A 13,928-nucleotide genomic window follows, 5' to 3' on the forward strand; every position below is an offset into this window, starting at 1 on the left:
CTAAAAGGCTAATGGAAAAGCCGATGCAAGGATTAATTACACAAGCCCCTGAAAATTATCCCCATCTCCCCATCTCCCCACACCTCCCACACCTCCCCATCTCCCCACACCTCCCACACCTCCCCATTTTCCCACATTTTCCACATTTTCCACAGTTTCCACATTTTTCACACCTCCCCATTTTTCCACACTTTCCACACTTTCCACGTTTTATACACTTTCCACACTTTACCCATCTAACCGATACTGCCATCGCTTAGAGGATATCTCCCAAGTTTTTTGATACTGAATTTTGCCCCCCTAGCCCCCCAATTCTGGGGGGAACAAGAATCAATTTGCTGGTAGAAGTCCCCCAAAATTGGGGGACCAACGGGGGCTTGGATGTAGCAAATGAGACTTCTCAGACAACCTCTTAGATCCGTTAACTATTTTTTGCCCTCGAAGCTATTTTCCTAGCACCGTGCTATTGACTTTATTCAGTTAATATGCGTGCCAGATGACTTGTGCAGTTTCTTCGATAGGCTAAAGGGAACCATAAATCTGTGAGGACTGGGGTATGACTCAAGAATTAATCGATCTCAGAATAAGTATCCTAGAGGGACGCTACGCAGATGCCTTAGCAATTGTAGATGAGTTGGAACAGATGACTAAACGCGCAACTCTGCATCAGATTGAATCCTATTTAAACAAGGCATTGATTAACTTGATTAAAAACCAAGTAGAGGAGCGTTTGGCAAATTCTTGGGCAGCTTCAATTCGTGATTTCATTCGGGAAATCCAAAAACTGAATCTCAAAGATAACCAAAAATCCTATACTATCAATGCTGATCAATGGCAGTCATTGATTGACAATGAACTGGAGGCAGCAATTTCCACGGCGAGTGTGGAGGTTCTCAATGGTGCCTATACTCCAGCTCAACTTTCAAAACTAGTAGATAGAGCTCAGCTCAGGCAAACAACTCAAGATTTGCTGGCTTTGACATACCTCCATTCAAAAAAGGATTTACCTTTATTTATTAATGACTATTTAACTCAATTACCAGGAGGTTCTTATTGGAACCAAGATATACAACGATAAATCGAGTTATTCACAATCGACAATACCTATGACTTCCCTTCCTTTCTTGATGCAGTCGCTCATGGTTTTGGTTCTGTGTGAGGAACCTGCGTCCGCACCTTCTCAGCCCCGTGGAAACCACGGCAGTCGCTCATGGTTTGAAGTTACCGTAAGACAGGGGAGCCTTAATCAATAAGTTTTAACCCTTTTTTGCATAACCTACCAACCATAAAGGCTCCCCTGTCTAAGGTTTCGTCTCCGGGGGGGACCACGGCAGTCGCTCATGGGGGAAACCCCCGCATGAAGGCGCTGCCTCCCCAAGACCGCGCTGCCTCCCCAAGACCGCTTAGGTGCCCTTGACCCGTAATTTAATTCGCCACGGGTCGCACCTCTGCATCGCTACACCAACAAGTTACAAGGGTTTGATCTGGTTGGTGATCACTACAAACCCGCAGTGCTAAATCAGGGCAGGTTACTGATGCCGGAGTTGGGATTAAGTTTAGGTTTGTGGCGTGGCAGTTTTCGCGATATCCCTCGATTATGGTTACGCTGGATAACCCTTAAGGGGAATTTGATTCCTCTAGCAAGCGAGGAGTTGGCACAAGCTAAGCAACGAGCAGAACGTTTGGCGGCGCGACTGCGTGAGTTAGGTATTAATCTAGACCAATTGGATTAAGTTGCTGTCTTAATGCAGTCGCGAATCGGAGAAACCCCTACAGGTCGGCGCTGCATTGCTGTTAAGGATTTGTGCGAACGCGCCCCGCGTGGCCTACGGCCAATCGCATTTTCACAACAATCACTGCATCAATGGCCAGTACTTTTAGTTCAGATGAGGATTCACCTGTCAAAACTACCCAGAGAATTGTCTTACAAAACGTCAGTTGGCAGACGTACAAGGCGCTATTGGCAGACTTAGGAGATCATCGAGCCTCGCGTCTTGCCTATGCTCAAGGAATGCTAGAAATCACGATGCCCTCAGATCGCCATGAGACATACAAGCAGCTGCTAGAACGGATGGTGAATACCTTAACCGAAGAACTTAATCTTCGGGTCAAAGGGTTTGCTTCTACAACCCTGAATCGGGAGGATTTAGAGCATGGTGCAGAACCTGACTCTTGCTACTACATCGGCAATGTTGACTGTATTCAAGGCAGGACAGTAGATTTAGCCAATGATCCTCCACCAGACTTGGTGATTGAAGTCGATATTACCAGTTCATCCAGTCGGCGATTTGGGATTTACAAGCAGATAGGAGTGCCTGAAGTTTGGCGTTATATAGGACAAACTGTAGAAATTTACCGGCTGCAAAATGGAGAATATGTTCGTTGTCAGGACAATTTCACCTTTGAGATTCTCTCTGTAGAGATTATCAATCAGTTTTTGCAGCAGGCAGAAACCCAGGATGACACTACCATGATTTTAGCTTGGCGTAAATGGGTGAGGGAAAATCTACCAGAAGATTAACGTTGCGGCTTAAGTATTTGCTTTTAAGGCATTGCTGAATAGAGTATTCAGCAACGCCTTAATGAGGATTATTAAGGCGTTGCAACCTAAACTTATCCTGGAATTTATACAGACTGAGATTTCTAGCTTAGATTAGGGACTTGCGTCTAAAAAAAATCCCCATTAAAGTAGGGTGGGCCAAGTAATCTAATCTAGAATACTCAAAAAAACAAACTGTTTTTGCCCACCCTACAAGCTGATATTTCTAGCTTAGATTACAAGAGCCATACTAGTTATTAAGATAAAGCACGATTAGCGCGCTCTGGCTCATGGCGTAATCAACCGTTGGTGGAGATCAAGACTCTTTGTCCCATTCAACATCTTCTTTCTTTGCCTCGGTAACAGCACGTTCTAGAAGGTAAGCAGCAAGGTTCGATAGAGGGCGTCCATCGTAATCAGCCCATCGCTGTAAATCGTCTGCAATCCGGTCTGGTAAGGTTACTTGTATACGTTTGCTCATAATCTCTATTATAAGTTCAACTGTTATTTGATGTCAAAATTTACCTGATTTGTACTTAAAATGTATTTTTTGATACATAAAAGTATAATATTGATGTAATTACCAGCAAGTTTCCTATGGTAGAAACAGTTAGAGAAAAAAGCGATCAGCCTCCTACCTATCAGCAAGCCTTAGACGAATTCGGCATCACACAACTGTTGTCCCATTTGAAGCACTACGGCGATGCCGACTTCAATGCAGAGTCAATGGATATAGAAGAACCAGAACTAAAAACTCTAGCTACCGTCCTCATCCAGCACCTAACTCAGAATCTGACCGGAAAACTGATAGCCAGTTATTTAAATACCATCCGCGAGGTCGAATCAGATATAGTGTTTGACCCCATTAAAACAGAAATCGCGCCACCATCAATAGACCCCCCAGCTACTTGGAACCCTAAAGCAACACCCCGTTATCAAACAGGCTCACCCATTAGGTGGCGACCTCTAAACGGTCAAATGGACTGGGGTGTTGTGATTGGATTCTTCTACGCCTACGCCAGGCATCAATGCCAATGGGCAATTTGCTACCTGATCTGGCTTGACAAAGACTCCCCTAGTGCAGCTTGGATCGTTGCTGACACCGCTTGGGAAGAAGACATTGAACCTCGGCATCCTAAGCGTACGGTAACAACCAACTATCAAGATTCCTATTCTTGGACTTGCACTGAGGCTCTTGGCCCTAGAAATTATTTGAAATCCCCCAATGTGCTACGAACTCCCTCTGGGAGATACCGTTTCGATGATCAATATAGAACCCCTCCCCGGACTCTAACTCAACGAGAGCAAGATCTAATTGAACTCTACAGCAACTGCCAACTGGGTATGACTCCTAGACAATTCTATCATAAATGGGATGTGAATTACGAACAAATCGCTAGTATCTGCTCTCGCTCAACTGCCACCGTTCAGCGCTGGTTTTCCAGCGGTCACAACTATCGCCGCCCCCAGCCAATTGATTTGCGCCATCTTGCCCTGATGGATTTTCTCTTGGAGCATTTTGAGGAGATTCCCCAGGTAATTAGGAATTTGCTATGTCCTGATCATCAACAGCAAATTGGGGATGGGTAATGGGTAATGGCTAACAGATATAGCAGAAGTCAGAAGTCAGAAGTCAGAAGTCAGAAGTCAAACTCTTGCGCTTACAAAGGGTGTGAGACTAATGTCGATGTCCTAACTGCCCTGTCAGCCATGCAAAGCGCGAGTGGGGGAAACCACGCCAGTTGCTCATGGGGGGAACCCCCAAGACCGCACTGGCTCCCCAAGACCGCGCTGCATCGCTGGCGACTGCTATAACAAAAGTTTTTTTATTAAAATCGGCAATTTGGCAACACAGCATTCTACTGTAGCTGCTTTTATAGATAGGGTGCAACATTTAACCTGTACAAACCTACTCACAAGCAGATAGGACGATGGTATAGCATTAGTTAAAACTAATGGTTGTTGCCGACAAAGCAATGCCAAAAGCATTGCGCTAATTTTCTTAATGGAGGCTCTGCTGCCTACTCTCAAACCGCACTGTAACTTCACTCAGTCCATTATTTTACGTCGCTTAACTTACGACCAGCTGTTTTAGCTTTTAGTTCTTCGTTGGGCGGTAGTGTTCCGAAGTTAAACAAGTTACTAACTTATTTGATTATAAAACAGTGGATAATGTTTGACAAGGTTTAGAGAGCTATAAGGCCAATAGTTGCACCTCGGAGGGTTGGACATCTATACAAGCATATCAACTGCAAGCAGACTATTTAGGTGATCTAACCGTGGTCAGATCACCCTAGAAAGTAGAGGCGCTAAAAGCACTGTCTTGAAGCGTTCAACTGCTTAAGGATCTAACGGCTATAACTGTAGTTTTATAACTGTAGGTATTAGTCAAAAAGATTTAATCTATTTATCAGTTTTATCAGAATAATAAATCAAACATCATGGAGCAGGGTGTTATGACCTACCGCGATCGACTAAGCCCATGGTGTATTATCAAGCCACTTCCTAAAATGCAGCGAATTATTGTCGCTCGCTTTCGTCGCCGAACTGACGCTGAGGCTCATCTACAAGTTCTGCGCAGACTGATGCCTGACATGAAATATATACTCATTTTTGACCGAGACCCGGAGCAAGAGGAAATTAATACACTAAGCGCTAAATTAACAGTATAATAAACAATACAGGTAAGCTATCAGCGAACAGCGATTAGCGCTACGCGCATATGCTTACGAATACAGTCGGATCCCTTGTAGGAGCTTTTAGTGATCAACTTAACCTCTAGCTCAGGTTTTTTTGGAATAGGATTTAACTGTAGTTAACTCAATAGTATAGCCTTGACGCATCGGTTTGGTTGGTCTTTAGAAGAGCGAGATCCAGAAGTAATTAAATCCTATCTGCCCCAGTGGGAATGGTTTTATCGCTACTACTTTCGGGTGAAAACTGATGGCTGGCAGCACATTCCGGACAGTAAGGTGCTGTTGGTTGGTTCCCACAATGGTGGATTAGCTTCCCCTGATATGGTGATGATGATGTATGACTGGTTTCGCCGCTTTGGCACCCAGCGTCCAGTTTATGGTCTGATGCATTCCAATGCCTGGCACATTTATCCAGCCCTGGCGCAGCTAGCGGCAAAGATGGGGGCAATCATGGCTCATCCCCAAATGGCGATCGCTGCTTTTCGTAAGGGAGCTAGTGTCTTAGTCTATCCAGGGGGTGCCCAAGATGTGTTCCGTCCCCATAGCCAGCGTCATCAAATTCAATTGGCTGGACGTAAGGGCTTTATTAAACTGGCACTACGAGAAAAGGTTCCCATTGTTCCGATTATATCCAACGGTGCCCATGATACCCTGATTGTCTTAGGTGACTGCTATGAACAGGCACGACAACTAAACGAGTTGGGGATGCCCTGGTTATTTGGTCTTGACCCACAAGTTTTCCCAATTTATCTCGGTTTGCCTTGGGGATTGGGGATTGGTCCTCTACCCAATATACCCTTGCCCATACCTATTACAACTCGTGTTTGCCCTCCGATTGTTTTTGAGCGTTATGGTCGTGTTGCTGCTCGCGATCAAGATTATGTTAATGCTTGTTACCAGCAAGTTTCTAATCAAATGCAATCGGAGCTAAATCGTTTGGTTGCTGGATTATGAGTAACTGTTCCAATTTTAGGGTTTAATGAGCATAGCATTTAAATTTTAGAGATTGGATTTTTGATTTAATGCTCCCTACAGGAAGCCTTATACCTAATCCAACGTTGTTAATGGTCAATTCTTTCCTTGAATTACCTAGCAACTAGTATTAGTCCTAGGGAGCATTAATCACTCGGTGACTCTTGCTTGGTAGTTATCCCGGCAAACCCTCAAAATTTCCTGGTCACTATCACTAATAGAACTAATTGCTTGATATCCTTCTAGTCCAACGTGGTAAGGATAAGTAATAGCGCTATAGCGATGGTCAAGGCTTAGCCGTTCACCAACTATAGCAATGGGTGAGCGCTGTTCACGGGAAATGGTATGGGACAAAGCGGTTTGGTTGTAGGGATCAATAACCGTCAAATTCATTTGTTTTGAATCTAGGGTGCCGTAAAAACAGCTATACTCTGACTGAGGCATATATACCGCACCAAGCACCTTGCCCTGATTCGCTTCAAATACTAGATATTCTTGACCAATCTGTCCTGGTTGTGAGGATTCACCATAGAGGTAGATGCCATCATCAGGCATTGATGCATTTGGATTCGTTGCTTGAGTGTACGCTCTACCTGTAGTATCAATGGCTTGATCTGGCCGTTGAGGTGCTGCTGTTGCTATAGTTGATGAGGTAGTTACCAATCCTATCGTTAGCAATAGCCTTGTCAGGGGTAGTTTTCTAAGATTTAGCAGTTGACGTGCTGACAAGAACGATCCAGTTAATTGGTTAAGCATCATACTTACCCCCTTTGAAAAAAAAACTGTAAGACACCCTAAGCAAAAATTCTGAGAGTTTAGACCATCAATTGATGAAGCCATAATCAATCAGAAAAAGTTAATTTTTCCTAAACCAGAGTTATGTTGACTCTTAAGGTTATAAACCTATTTAAGCCTAAACTATGCTTTGGTTTGTTCCTTTGTTGATCGGTTTATCAACTGTCACAGTTGGCGCTGGTCATAGCCTGAAATTTTGCTGAAGCTTGACTATCAGCTTTCACCCAGCTATTGGTTGACCCTTGCTCAAGCAATAGCTGGGTGACCTTTTGCTGAAATAGGTGAGTCCAGACTCATCTTTTATTCAACCCTTGGAATAATTTTTCGTCCAGGTTAACTTAGAAATTGCTTCTTAAATGGCTCTCCCAGGTTTTTTTACCTCCTCACTCTCCCGTTTTGATGTGAAAATTTTGTGAACTTATCGGTGAACTTATACAGTGATGTCAATTTTGCTCTGACTATAGAAATACTCCAAAGGTCAGAACAGAGATTTCGGTGTTTTTTACATTTCTTTACAAAAAAATAAGTGGTAACCGTTTCTGGCTACCACTCATGCTTGGAAGACAGTCAACCATTAGCTAGCTAGCGATGTACTCCCGGAAATTAGCATGGCGACGCCGTAGCTGTGCTAAGGCTTGATGTTCTAACTGGCGTACCCGTTCACGACTGAGGTTAAGTCGCTTACCAACTTTAGCCAGAGACAGCTCTTTGCCATCCTCTAACCCAAAGCGTAGCGCTAGCACTTCCCGCTGTTGGGGGGTAAGTTCTGCTAACAGCAGATTTAGGTCTTGCCGCAAGGACTCCTGAGTGGTGTAGTTAACCGGTGTTAGACCATCATCTTCTAGCAGCTCAGACAGCTCTGTGTCTTGGTTATCTCCGACCCGAACGTCAAGAGAGATGGGCTGACGAGCAATGCTCAAATATTCCCTAATCTGAGCTGGTTCTAAATCCAACTCTTTAGCAATCTCGGTGGGAGTAGCATTGCGACCTAGGGTCTGGGATAGTTCCCGTTGTACTTTCTTAATTTTGTTGAGCTTTTCGGTAATGTGGATAGGCAGCCGAATTGCACGAGCTTGCTGAGCGATCGCACGGGTAATCGCTTGCCGAATCCACCAATAGGCGTAGGTGGAAAACTTGTAGCCCCTGGTTGGGTCAAATTTCTCAACCCCTCGCTCTAAGCCCAAGGTACCTTCCTGGATCAAGTCCAAGAATTCCATGTTGCGCTTTTGATATTTCTTAGCGATCGCTACTACTAGGCGCAGATTCGCTTCAATCATCTTGCGCTTGGCACGAGTACCTTGGTCTATGGCTTTTTTCAGTTCTGCTTCGCTCTTATTAACGTACGAAGCCCACTCTTCAGTTGTCGGTTCGCGCTCTAGCTCCTGTGCCAAGGTGGCTTTTTCCCCTAAGAGTGCCATCATTTGCTGCACTTGCTTACCATAAACAATTTCTTGCTCATGGGTCAGCAGAGGTACGCGACCGATCTCATGAAGATAGGTACGAACCATATCTGCTGAGAAGGTAGGCTTGGTCGGCTTGGTCGGCTTGGTAGTTTTGGTTTTGGTTTTAGAAGTGGGCATGGGTGAGTGGTGACTCCAAAAACAAGCAGTATAGTAGATTCTGTTGCGGATGTTTACTCCATCAAGTAACTACAATCTCTTTCCCTTGAGATTATTGCGCCATGGATTGCCTTACATTTATTACAAGAGGTATTAACCACCTACCTCCTTCGTTAGAAAGAGATTTAAGGGTAACATTGACGCTCTATACTAAGTCAAGTTTTTCTAGGTTTTGTCTGGGGCTTTCCCCAGCTTAGGTACTCCTACAAGTTGACCAGGCTCTAAAGCTCATTACTCTTGAAGCGTGGGTGTTGTACCCGCCACCCAATCGAAGATGTGGGGTTGATGGATTCCAGTTTCATCTGCCGCTGCCCCCCTGTAGCTATATAAGTATCTATACTTGATATATACTTATATATAATATATAAGGTATTTACAGATTGGTCTTACACAGCGTCCGGAGGTTTGGCTGATCGAGCCTTACTCCTGTAGTAGTTTCCTACTAACCTGGCAGCAACCAGCCTCCCGCAGGTGGTTTGAGGTCTTTAGGTTAATCCCCTTTAGTAATGGTTAAATCAGATTAATTCGAAGTCATTATGATTTCAACATAGCTCCATTGTATTACATATTTAGACCCCGGTCAAGGTGAAAAGGTTCAACAATTGTTTGCTTTGACGAAAAAATAGCAATATCATAGGGACAGAGTCACTAGATTACATTGGTGGGACGACAGGACCTTGGTGGGGCTTAGGAGATTAAGCCTCAGGTACATCCTCCATTAAAATAATCACCCAATAATCAGGAAATAGATAGATACTCCAAAGTGAGATAACCGAACTGATAGGGGTCGTGATGTCTAGACACGCAGCATGAACTGCCACTGGTAATTCAATAATTGGAAGTAATTGGTTGGAGTTGGCTAGGGGGAACTTAGCTAACTATAGAATTAAGAAAGATCCACATCCGACCAACTAGCGCTTAAAGAAAACACTGTGCCACACACGATTGTTACCGATACTTGCCAAGGAATTGCTGATTGCGTTGAATGTTGCCCAGTGGCGTGCATTCATCCAGGACCAGGGAAAAATGCCCTCGGGAGTGACTGGTACTGGATTGACTTTTCTAGCTGCATTGACTGTGGCATTTGCGTGGAAGTCTGTCCAGTGGAGAAAGCTATTATACCAGAAGAGCGACCTGATTTGCAGAAAACGCCATAATTTTTTGTGACCACCCACGCTATTGGTGTGACAACTATCGCAAAGCATTAAGCAGAAAACTTGGGGATTGTGGAGTGTTGAGAAATAGTTCAAAAATTTCTCCCCTACTCCCCTGGTTAACAGAATTAAAACTTAATAAAAACTTAATAGTAAAACTCACTATTAAAACTCGATACCAGGTTGCGCCTTAATCCCCTGTTCTTTTAAAGGATGCTTCACTAAGGTCATCTCTGTGACTAAGTCAGCTCGTTCAATTAGGGCGGCTGGTGCTCCCCTACCGGTTAAGATGACATGGGAATCAGCCGGTTTTTCGTCTAGTCCAGCCAAAACCTGCTCAATGGTTAGATAGTTGAGTTTCAAGGCTATGTTAATCTCATCCAATAGCACTAGCTTAATGTCAGGGTTACGGATAAACCCTAAGGCGGCATCCCAGGCGGATTGGGCTTTTTCGATGTCTCGCTCTCGATCTTGAGTCTCCCAGGTAAAGCCTTCGCCCATGGCATGGAACTCTAATTGAGGGGGATTGTTATCCGTGGCTACTGTCCAGTGCTCTAAGGCAGCTTTTTCGGCGGGTTCCCAAGCACCCTTAATAAATTGTACAATCACAACTCGGTAGCCATGACCAAGGGTACGCAAGACCATGCCTAAGCCAGCGGTGGTCTTACCTTTGCCATTGCCGGTATTAACCACAATCAGCCCTTTTTGTTTGGAGGCTTTAGCTAGGCGTTGTTCCTGTATCTCTTTGCGTCGCTGCATTTTTTGTTGATATTGCGTCCGCGTTAGCCCAGTGCCAGAGGAATCAGGAGTGTTTACCGATTCTACACCTTGGTTGGAATCACTGGCAGACTTGATTGTGGTATTCATGGGTTTATGATCAATTCATTTTGAGCGACTCTTTAGCATACAGCATCAAAGATGCTTATTGCTTATATTGCTATCTCTGCCAACACCAAAAAACTTATGGTATCCCCAAAACAGAGGAGTGCTGCTGATCAAGCTATCCCACACCAGCTGACGCGATCGCATAAAAGTCGTGTGAAAATCCCAAATAAAATCTCCATTGGGGTGCTTTTGGCCTTACTGTCTTGCCTAATTTTGTCGTTTCAGAATATAATCATATATGTAATCTTTAATCAATCTTGGCTCTTTGGTCTACAGAATGTTCAAGTCGGAGGCCTTGCGGCTCCTGGTTTTGGCAACTCCCTACTGGTTCTGTGGCTAAAGATGCTGGTGGTAGTACCGCTAATGGCATTTGTGGCTAGGTTACTCTACCCATCGGTATGGCGAGATATTAGGCATTGTGCTCACTCGGGAGACTTGCCTTTATTTAGCCAGATCGTGGCGAGTAGCTTCTTTTTATTTTTATCCCAAGTGCTATTATACCTATCATTAGGTCTTATTCAACCAGGGGTAGCAATCACGATTTTTTTTATATATCCGATTGTGACGGTAATCTTGACAGGATTGCTGTTTGGTAATCGTACACATCTATTTCCCTGGGATCTATTTAGCCCACATCTAGTTCGTGGTCTAGTCATGGTTGGTGTTGTGGGTGGAGCGTTGCTTATTTCCCTACCTAGTCTTGCAGCTAAGCAGCCCTCTTCTGAATTGGGAGTTCTAGCTGCAGCTGGTGCGGGTTTGACCTTCGCTGTTTACATTATCTTGACCCAAGTCAGTGCTAGAAAGCTCAACCCTATTCCTTATAGCTTTATTAATTTTACATTAATTTTGGTATTTTCTAGCCTGAGCTTATCATTTCCCCTAGATCAATCCTGGCGTTTTTTTGTTGAACCCACCCACAGAATGGCTGTATACCTAAGCTGTCTGGGGTTGGGGGTGATAACGTTAGTGAGCTATCTGGTGCAAAACCTTGCCATCAGGCTCATTGGTGGGCGTCCAGCTTCGATTATCGGGTCAACAGCACCAGTGTTAACTACCGTCTTAGCCGTGGGGATTATTCAACAAGGTTTACGGTTACAGGAAATTATCGGATTGTTTCTGGTAACGTTAGGGGTGGTAACCCTAAGTATGGAAAAATTGCGGCATCAGAGTTGGAAACGATCACAGTAAAGAAAAAATTAAGCGTAATTGGATATTGACCAACGTGGCACAGGTTATTCTGGAAAACGTTTATAAAAGTGTTCCCGCCCGGAAAGGGGATACTGTTGTTGCACCAGTAACAACGGAACCTAAGGTGACAAACAACGAAGAGTCACCAAGCCTTGAAGCAGAAAAGTCTGGACAGACACCTAAAACCCTTAATATCTTGCGGCGCATAAATCTGGAAGTCAACGATGGCGAGTTTATGGTGCTGGTTGGTCCTTCAGGCTGTGGCAAAAGTACTCTATTGCGGATTATTGCTGGACTAGAGGAATTGACTGCGGGCAAAATCTGGGTGGGGAACAGACAAGTTAATGACTTACCACCCAAAGAACGAGACATCGCCATGGTGTTTCAAAATTATGCCCTCTATCCCCATCTGAGTGTCTATGAAAACATTGCGTTTGGACTCAGACGAACTGGCTATGGGCAATTCAACACGGCAGAAGACTCTAATGGGAACTCTAATAGTGTGCATTGGGGAAAGAATATGCCACCGCAAATCAAGCAAGGGCTTGTGGCTACAGGCATGTTGAATGGGGAAGTTCGCTCGAATCTGGAAAATGTGTTAACCACAATGACGCGATCGCTTCCTCGGGAACTGCGATACCTCTCCGAACGAGAGAAAAAGATTGATCAGCAGGTTCGCAAAGTAGCTAAGTTGCTACAAGTAGAACACTTGCTGAATCGATTGCCAAAGCAGCTGTCTGGGGGACAAAAACAACGGATTGCTCTGGGACGGGCAATTTCCCGTAATCCCCAGGTGTTTTTAATGGATGAACCCCTATCTAATTTGGATGCTAAACTCCGGGCAGAGACTCGCAGCCAAATTGTGAAACTACAGCGGCAGTTGGGTACAACTACGATCTACGTCACCCACGACCAAACCGAAGCCATGACTATGGGGGATCGGATCGCGGTGATGAAAGACGGTCGCATCCAACAGATTGCTGCCCCTCTAGAAATATATAATCAACCTGCTAACCGGTTTGTGGCGGAATTCATTGGTTCACCACCGATGAATTTTATCCCGGTTCAGGTGAAAGCCCCTCGGGTAGTGTGTAATTCTGATTTCCGCCTGACTCTTCCAGAAGTTTGGGAACCGATACTGCACCAGTATGATGGTCAATCCTTAACCTTAGGAGTTCGTCCTGAACATATGAGTATCAGTGCTCCTGCTCCCAAAAACTTGATGGTGACCGTTGATCTAGTGGAAGCCTTAGGTAACGAGACTTATCTATCCGTGAGTATCCCTGAAGACTCTAGCCCTCTTCAGGTCAGAGTGCCACCAGATAAAATTGTCAGAATAGGTGACGAAATTTGGCTGTCCATAGACCCAGAGAAGATTCATTTATTTAACCCCCATGATGGCATGGCGATTACTAAGTCCTCTATTAGCTAATTCGTAAGTTCCGTAGGGTGCGTTAGGGACGAGGGATCCCTGATTTTCTCGATAGCCAGTGTTAGGACAATCCGTCCCGTAACGCACCACCCAAAGGGCTGACTGCTAGACTTTCCCTCAGTTTTCGCAAACTTCCGGTCTCGAAAGCAGAGAAATTGATGTAAACAGGATCATAAATTTAATCGCCGATTTTGATCCCCCTAAATCCCCCTTAGTAAGGGGGACTTTTGCATTGATTTAAACAGGATCATAAATTTAATCGCCGATTTTGATCCCCCTAAATCCCCCTTAGTAAGGGGGACTTTTGCATTGATGCAAACAGGATCATAAATTTAATCGCCGATTTTGATCCCCCTAAATCCCCCTTAGTAAGGGGGACTTTTGCGTGGAATTTTATCCTTTGTTCAGAGGGAATTTTGCTTGGAATTCTCTCCTGTTCTGACGACTCCCGATTCCCGATTCCCGATTCCCGACTCCCGATTCCCGATTCCCGACTCCCGATTCCCGATTCCCGATTCCCGACTCCCGATTCCCGATTCCCGACTCCCGATTCCCGTTTCCCGATTCCCGATTCCCCATTCCCGATTCCCGATTCCCGACTCCCTCACAATTTTTTAACAACACTTTTCAAAATATCACATAATATCA

The 13,928-nt window shown here is 44.6% G+C and carries 15 protein-coding genes and 1 pseudogene; 10 read left to right on the forward strand and 6 right to left on the reverse strand.

Annotation, left to right across the window (positions count from 1 at the left end):
• Nucleotides 1-36: 36 nt before the first annotated feature.
• Entirely contained in the window at nt 37-207 is a 171-nt protein-coding gene (locus F6K64_RS16300) for a hypothetical protein (RefSeq protein ID WP_287265829.1), read from the reverse strand.
• 349 nt (nt 208-556) lie between these two features.
• On the opposite strand from F6K64_RS16300, the gene F6K64_RS16305 reads away from it, so the two are divergent.
• From F6K64_RS16305 to F6K64_RS16315, 3 genes are all read left to right on the forward strand, one after another.
• A complete protein-coding gene (locus F6K64_RS16305) occupies nt 557-1,078 on the forward strand; it encodes a DUF29 family protein (protein WP_008185992.1) in 522 nt (173 codons plus the stop codon).
• A 433-nt stretch (nt 1,079-1,511) separates the two neighbouring features.
• A complete protein-coding gene (locus F6K64_RS16310; RefSeq protein WP_131827088.1) occupies nt 1,512-1,733 on the forward strand; it encodes a hypothetical protein in 222 nt (73 codons plus the stop codon).
• Nucleotides 1,734-1,864: 131 nt separating this feature from the next.
• The gene (locus tag F6K64_RS16315) at nt 1,865-2,521 is read left to right on the forward strand and encodes a Uma2 family endonuclease (protein ID WP_008185996.1); all 657 of its coding nucleotides are present in this window, start codon (nt 1,865-1,867) and stop codon (nt 2,519-2,521) included.
• A gap of 334 nt (nt 2,522-2,855) precedes the next feature.
• On the opposite strand, the gene F6K64_RS16320 is transcribed toward F6K64_RS16315, so the two are convergent.
• Nucleotides 2,856-3,020: a ribbon-helix-helix domain-containing protein gene (locus F6K64_RS16320; protein ID WP_008185997.1), complete on the reverse strand. Its 165-nt coding sequence runs from the start codon at nt 3,018-3,020 to the stop codon at nt 2,856-2,858.
• Between the two features lie 116 nt (nt 3,021-3,136).
• Between F6K64_RS16320 and F6K64_RS16325 the strand changes: the two genes are divergently transcribed.
• Complete coding sequence (locus tag F6K64_RS16325; RefSeq protein WP_008185998.1) at nt 3,137-4,129, forward strand: hypothetical protein; 993 nt, start codon at nt 3,137-3,139, stop codon at nt 4,127-4,129.
• 88 nt (nt 4,130-4,217) lie between these two features.
• Here F6K64_RS16325 and F6K64_RS16330 read toward each other — a convergent pair whose 3' ends face one another.
• The gene (locus F6K64_RS16330; RefSeq protein WP_154659836.1) at nt 4,218-4,397 is read right to left on the reverse strand and encodes a hypothetical protein; all 180 of its coding nucleotides are present in this window, start codon (nt 4,395-4,397) and stop codon (nt 4,218-4,220) included.
• A 583-nt stretch (nt 4,398-4,980) separates the two neighbouring features.
• Here F6K64_RS16330 and F6K64_RS16335 point away from each other — a divergent pair.
• Together F6K64_RS16335 and F6K64_RS16340 are read left to right on the forward strand one after the other, a co-directional pair.
• On the forward strand, nt 4,981-5,211 hold the full coding sequence (locus F6K64_RS16335; protein WP_008185999.1) for a hypothetical protein: 231 nt from the start codon (nt 4,981-4,983) through the stop codon (nt 5,209-5,211).
• 162 nt (nt 5,212-5,373) lie between these two features.
• Nucleotides 5,374-6,189, forward strand: coding sequence for a lysophospholipid acyltransferase family protein (locus F6K64_RS16340; RefSeq protein WP_008186000.1), 816 nt, complete (start codon nt 5,374-5,376; stop codon nt 6,187-6,189).
• 168 nt (nt 6,190-6,357) lie between these two features.
• Here the strand turns inward: F6K64_RS16340 and F6K64_RS16345 are convergent, their stop codons facing one another.
• A complete protein-coding gene (locus tag F6K64_RS16345) occupies nt 6,358-6,870 on the reverse strand; it encodes a hypothetical protein (RefSeq protein WP_287251765.1) in 513 nt (170 codons plus the stop codon).
• Between the two features lie 710 nt (nt 6,871-7,580).
• Entirely contained in the window at nt 7,581-8,582 is a 1,002-nt protein-coding gene (locus F6K64_RS16350; protein WP_008186003.1) for an RNA polymerase sigma factor, RpoD/SigA family, read from the reverse strand.
• Between the two features lie 971 nt (nt 8,583-9,553).
• Between F6K64_RS16350 and F6K64_RS16355 the strand changes: the two genes are divergently transcribed.
• Nucleotides 9,554-9,778, forward strand: coding sequence for a ferredoxin family protein (locus F6K64_RS16355; RefSeq protein ID WP_071986901.1), 225 nt, complete (start codon nt 9,554-9,556; stop codon nt 9,776-9,778).
• A 162-nt stretch (nt 9,779-9,940) separates the two neighbouring features.
• Here F6K64_RS16355 and cobO read toward each other — a convergent pair whose 3' ends face one another.
• Nucleotides 9,941-10,642, reverse strand: a complete 702-nt coding sequence (gene cobO, locus F6K64_RS16360; RefSeq protein WP_287265831.1) for a cob(I)yrinic acid a,c-diamide adenosyltransferase — start codon at nt 10,640-10,642, stop codon at nt 9,941-9,943.
• A 51-nt stretch (nt 10,643-10,693) separates the two neighbouring features.
• On the opposite strand from cobO, the gene F6K64_RS16365 reads away from it, so the two are divergent.
• From F6K64_RS16365 to F6K64_RS16375, 3 genes and pseudogenes are all read left to right on the forward strand, one after another.
• Complete coding sequence (locus F6K64_RS16365) at nt 10,694-11,848, forward strand: DMT family transporter (protein WP_287265833.1); 1,155 nt, start codon at nt 10,694-10,696, stop codon at nt 11,846-11,848.
• A gap of 34 nt (nt 11,849-11,882) precedes the next feature.
• Nucleotides 11,883-13,280 (forward strand): ABC transporter ATP-binding protein, encoded by a 1,398-nt coding sequence (locus F6K64_RS16370; RefSeq protein ID WP_044493623.1) that lies wholly within the window; start codon nt 11,883-11,885, stop codon nt 13,278-13,280.
• Between the two features lie 416 nt (nt 13,281-13,696).
• Nucleotides 13,697-13,928: pseudogene (locus F6K64_RS16375) on the forward strand (hypothetical protein); the annotation flags it as partial.

The sequence above is a fragment of the Moorena sp. SIO3A2 genome, assembly GCF_010672265.1.
Classification (GTDB): Bacteria; Cyanobacteriota; Cyanobacteriia; order Cyanobacteriales; family Coleofasciculaceae; genus Moorena; species Moorena producens.

What these genes read in the sequence shown, in the direction of transcription:
- F6K64_RS16305 (WP_008185992.1), top strand. Translation starts at nt 557, where the DNA reads ATGACTCAAGAATTAATCGATCTCAGAATAAGTATCCTAGAGGGACGC.
- F6K64_RS16315 (WP_008185996.1), top strand. Translation starts at nt 1,865, where the DNA reads ATGGCCAGTACTTTTAGTTCAGATGAGGATTCACCTGTCAAAACTACC.
- F6K64_RS16320 (WP_008185997.1), bottom strand. Translation starts at nt 3,020, where the DNA reads ATGAGCAAACGTATACAAGTAACCTTACCAGACCGGATTGCAGACGAT.
- F6K64_RS16325 (WP_008185998.1), top strand. Translation starts at nt 3,137, where the DNA reads ATGGTAGAAACAGTTAGAGAAAAAAGCGATCAGCCTCCTACCTATCAG.
- F6K64_RS16330 (WP_154659836.1), bottom strand. Translation starts at nt 4,397, where the DNA reads ATGCTGTGTTGCCAAATTGCCGATTTTAATAAAAAAACTTTTGTTATA.
- F6K64_RS16335 (WP_008185999.1), top strand. Translation starts at nt 4,981, where the DNA reads ATGGAGCAGGGTGTTATGACCTACCGCGATCGACTAAGCCCATGGTGT.
- F6K64_RS16350 (WP_008186003.1), bottom strand. Translation starts at nt 8,582, where the DNA reads ATGCCCACTTCTAAAACCAAAACCAAAACTACCAAGCCGACCAAGCCG.
- cobO (WP_287265831.1), bottom strand. Translation starts at nt 10,642, where the DNA reads ATGAATACCACAATCAAGTCTGCCAGTGATTCCAACCAAGGTGTAGAA.
- F6K64_RS16365 (WP_287265833.1), top strand. Translation starts at nt 10,694, where the DNA reads ATGCTTATTGCTTATATTGCTATCTCTGCCAACACCAAAAAACTTATG.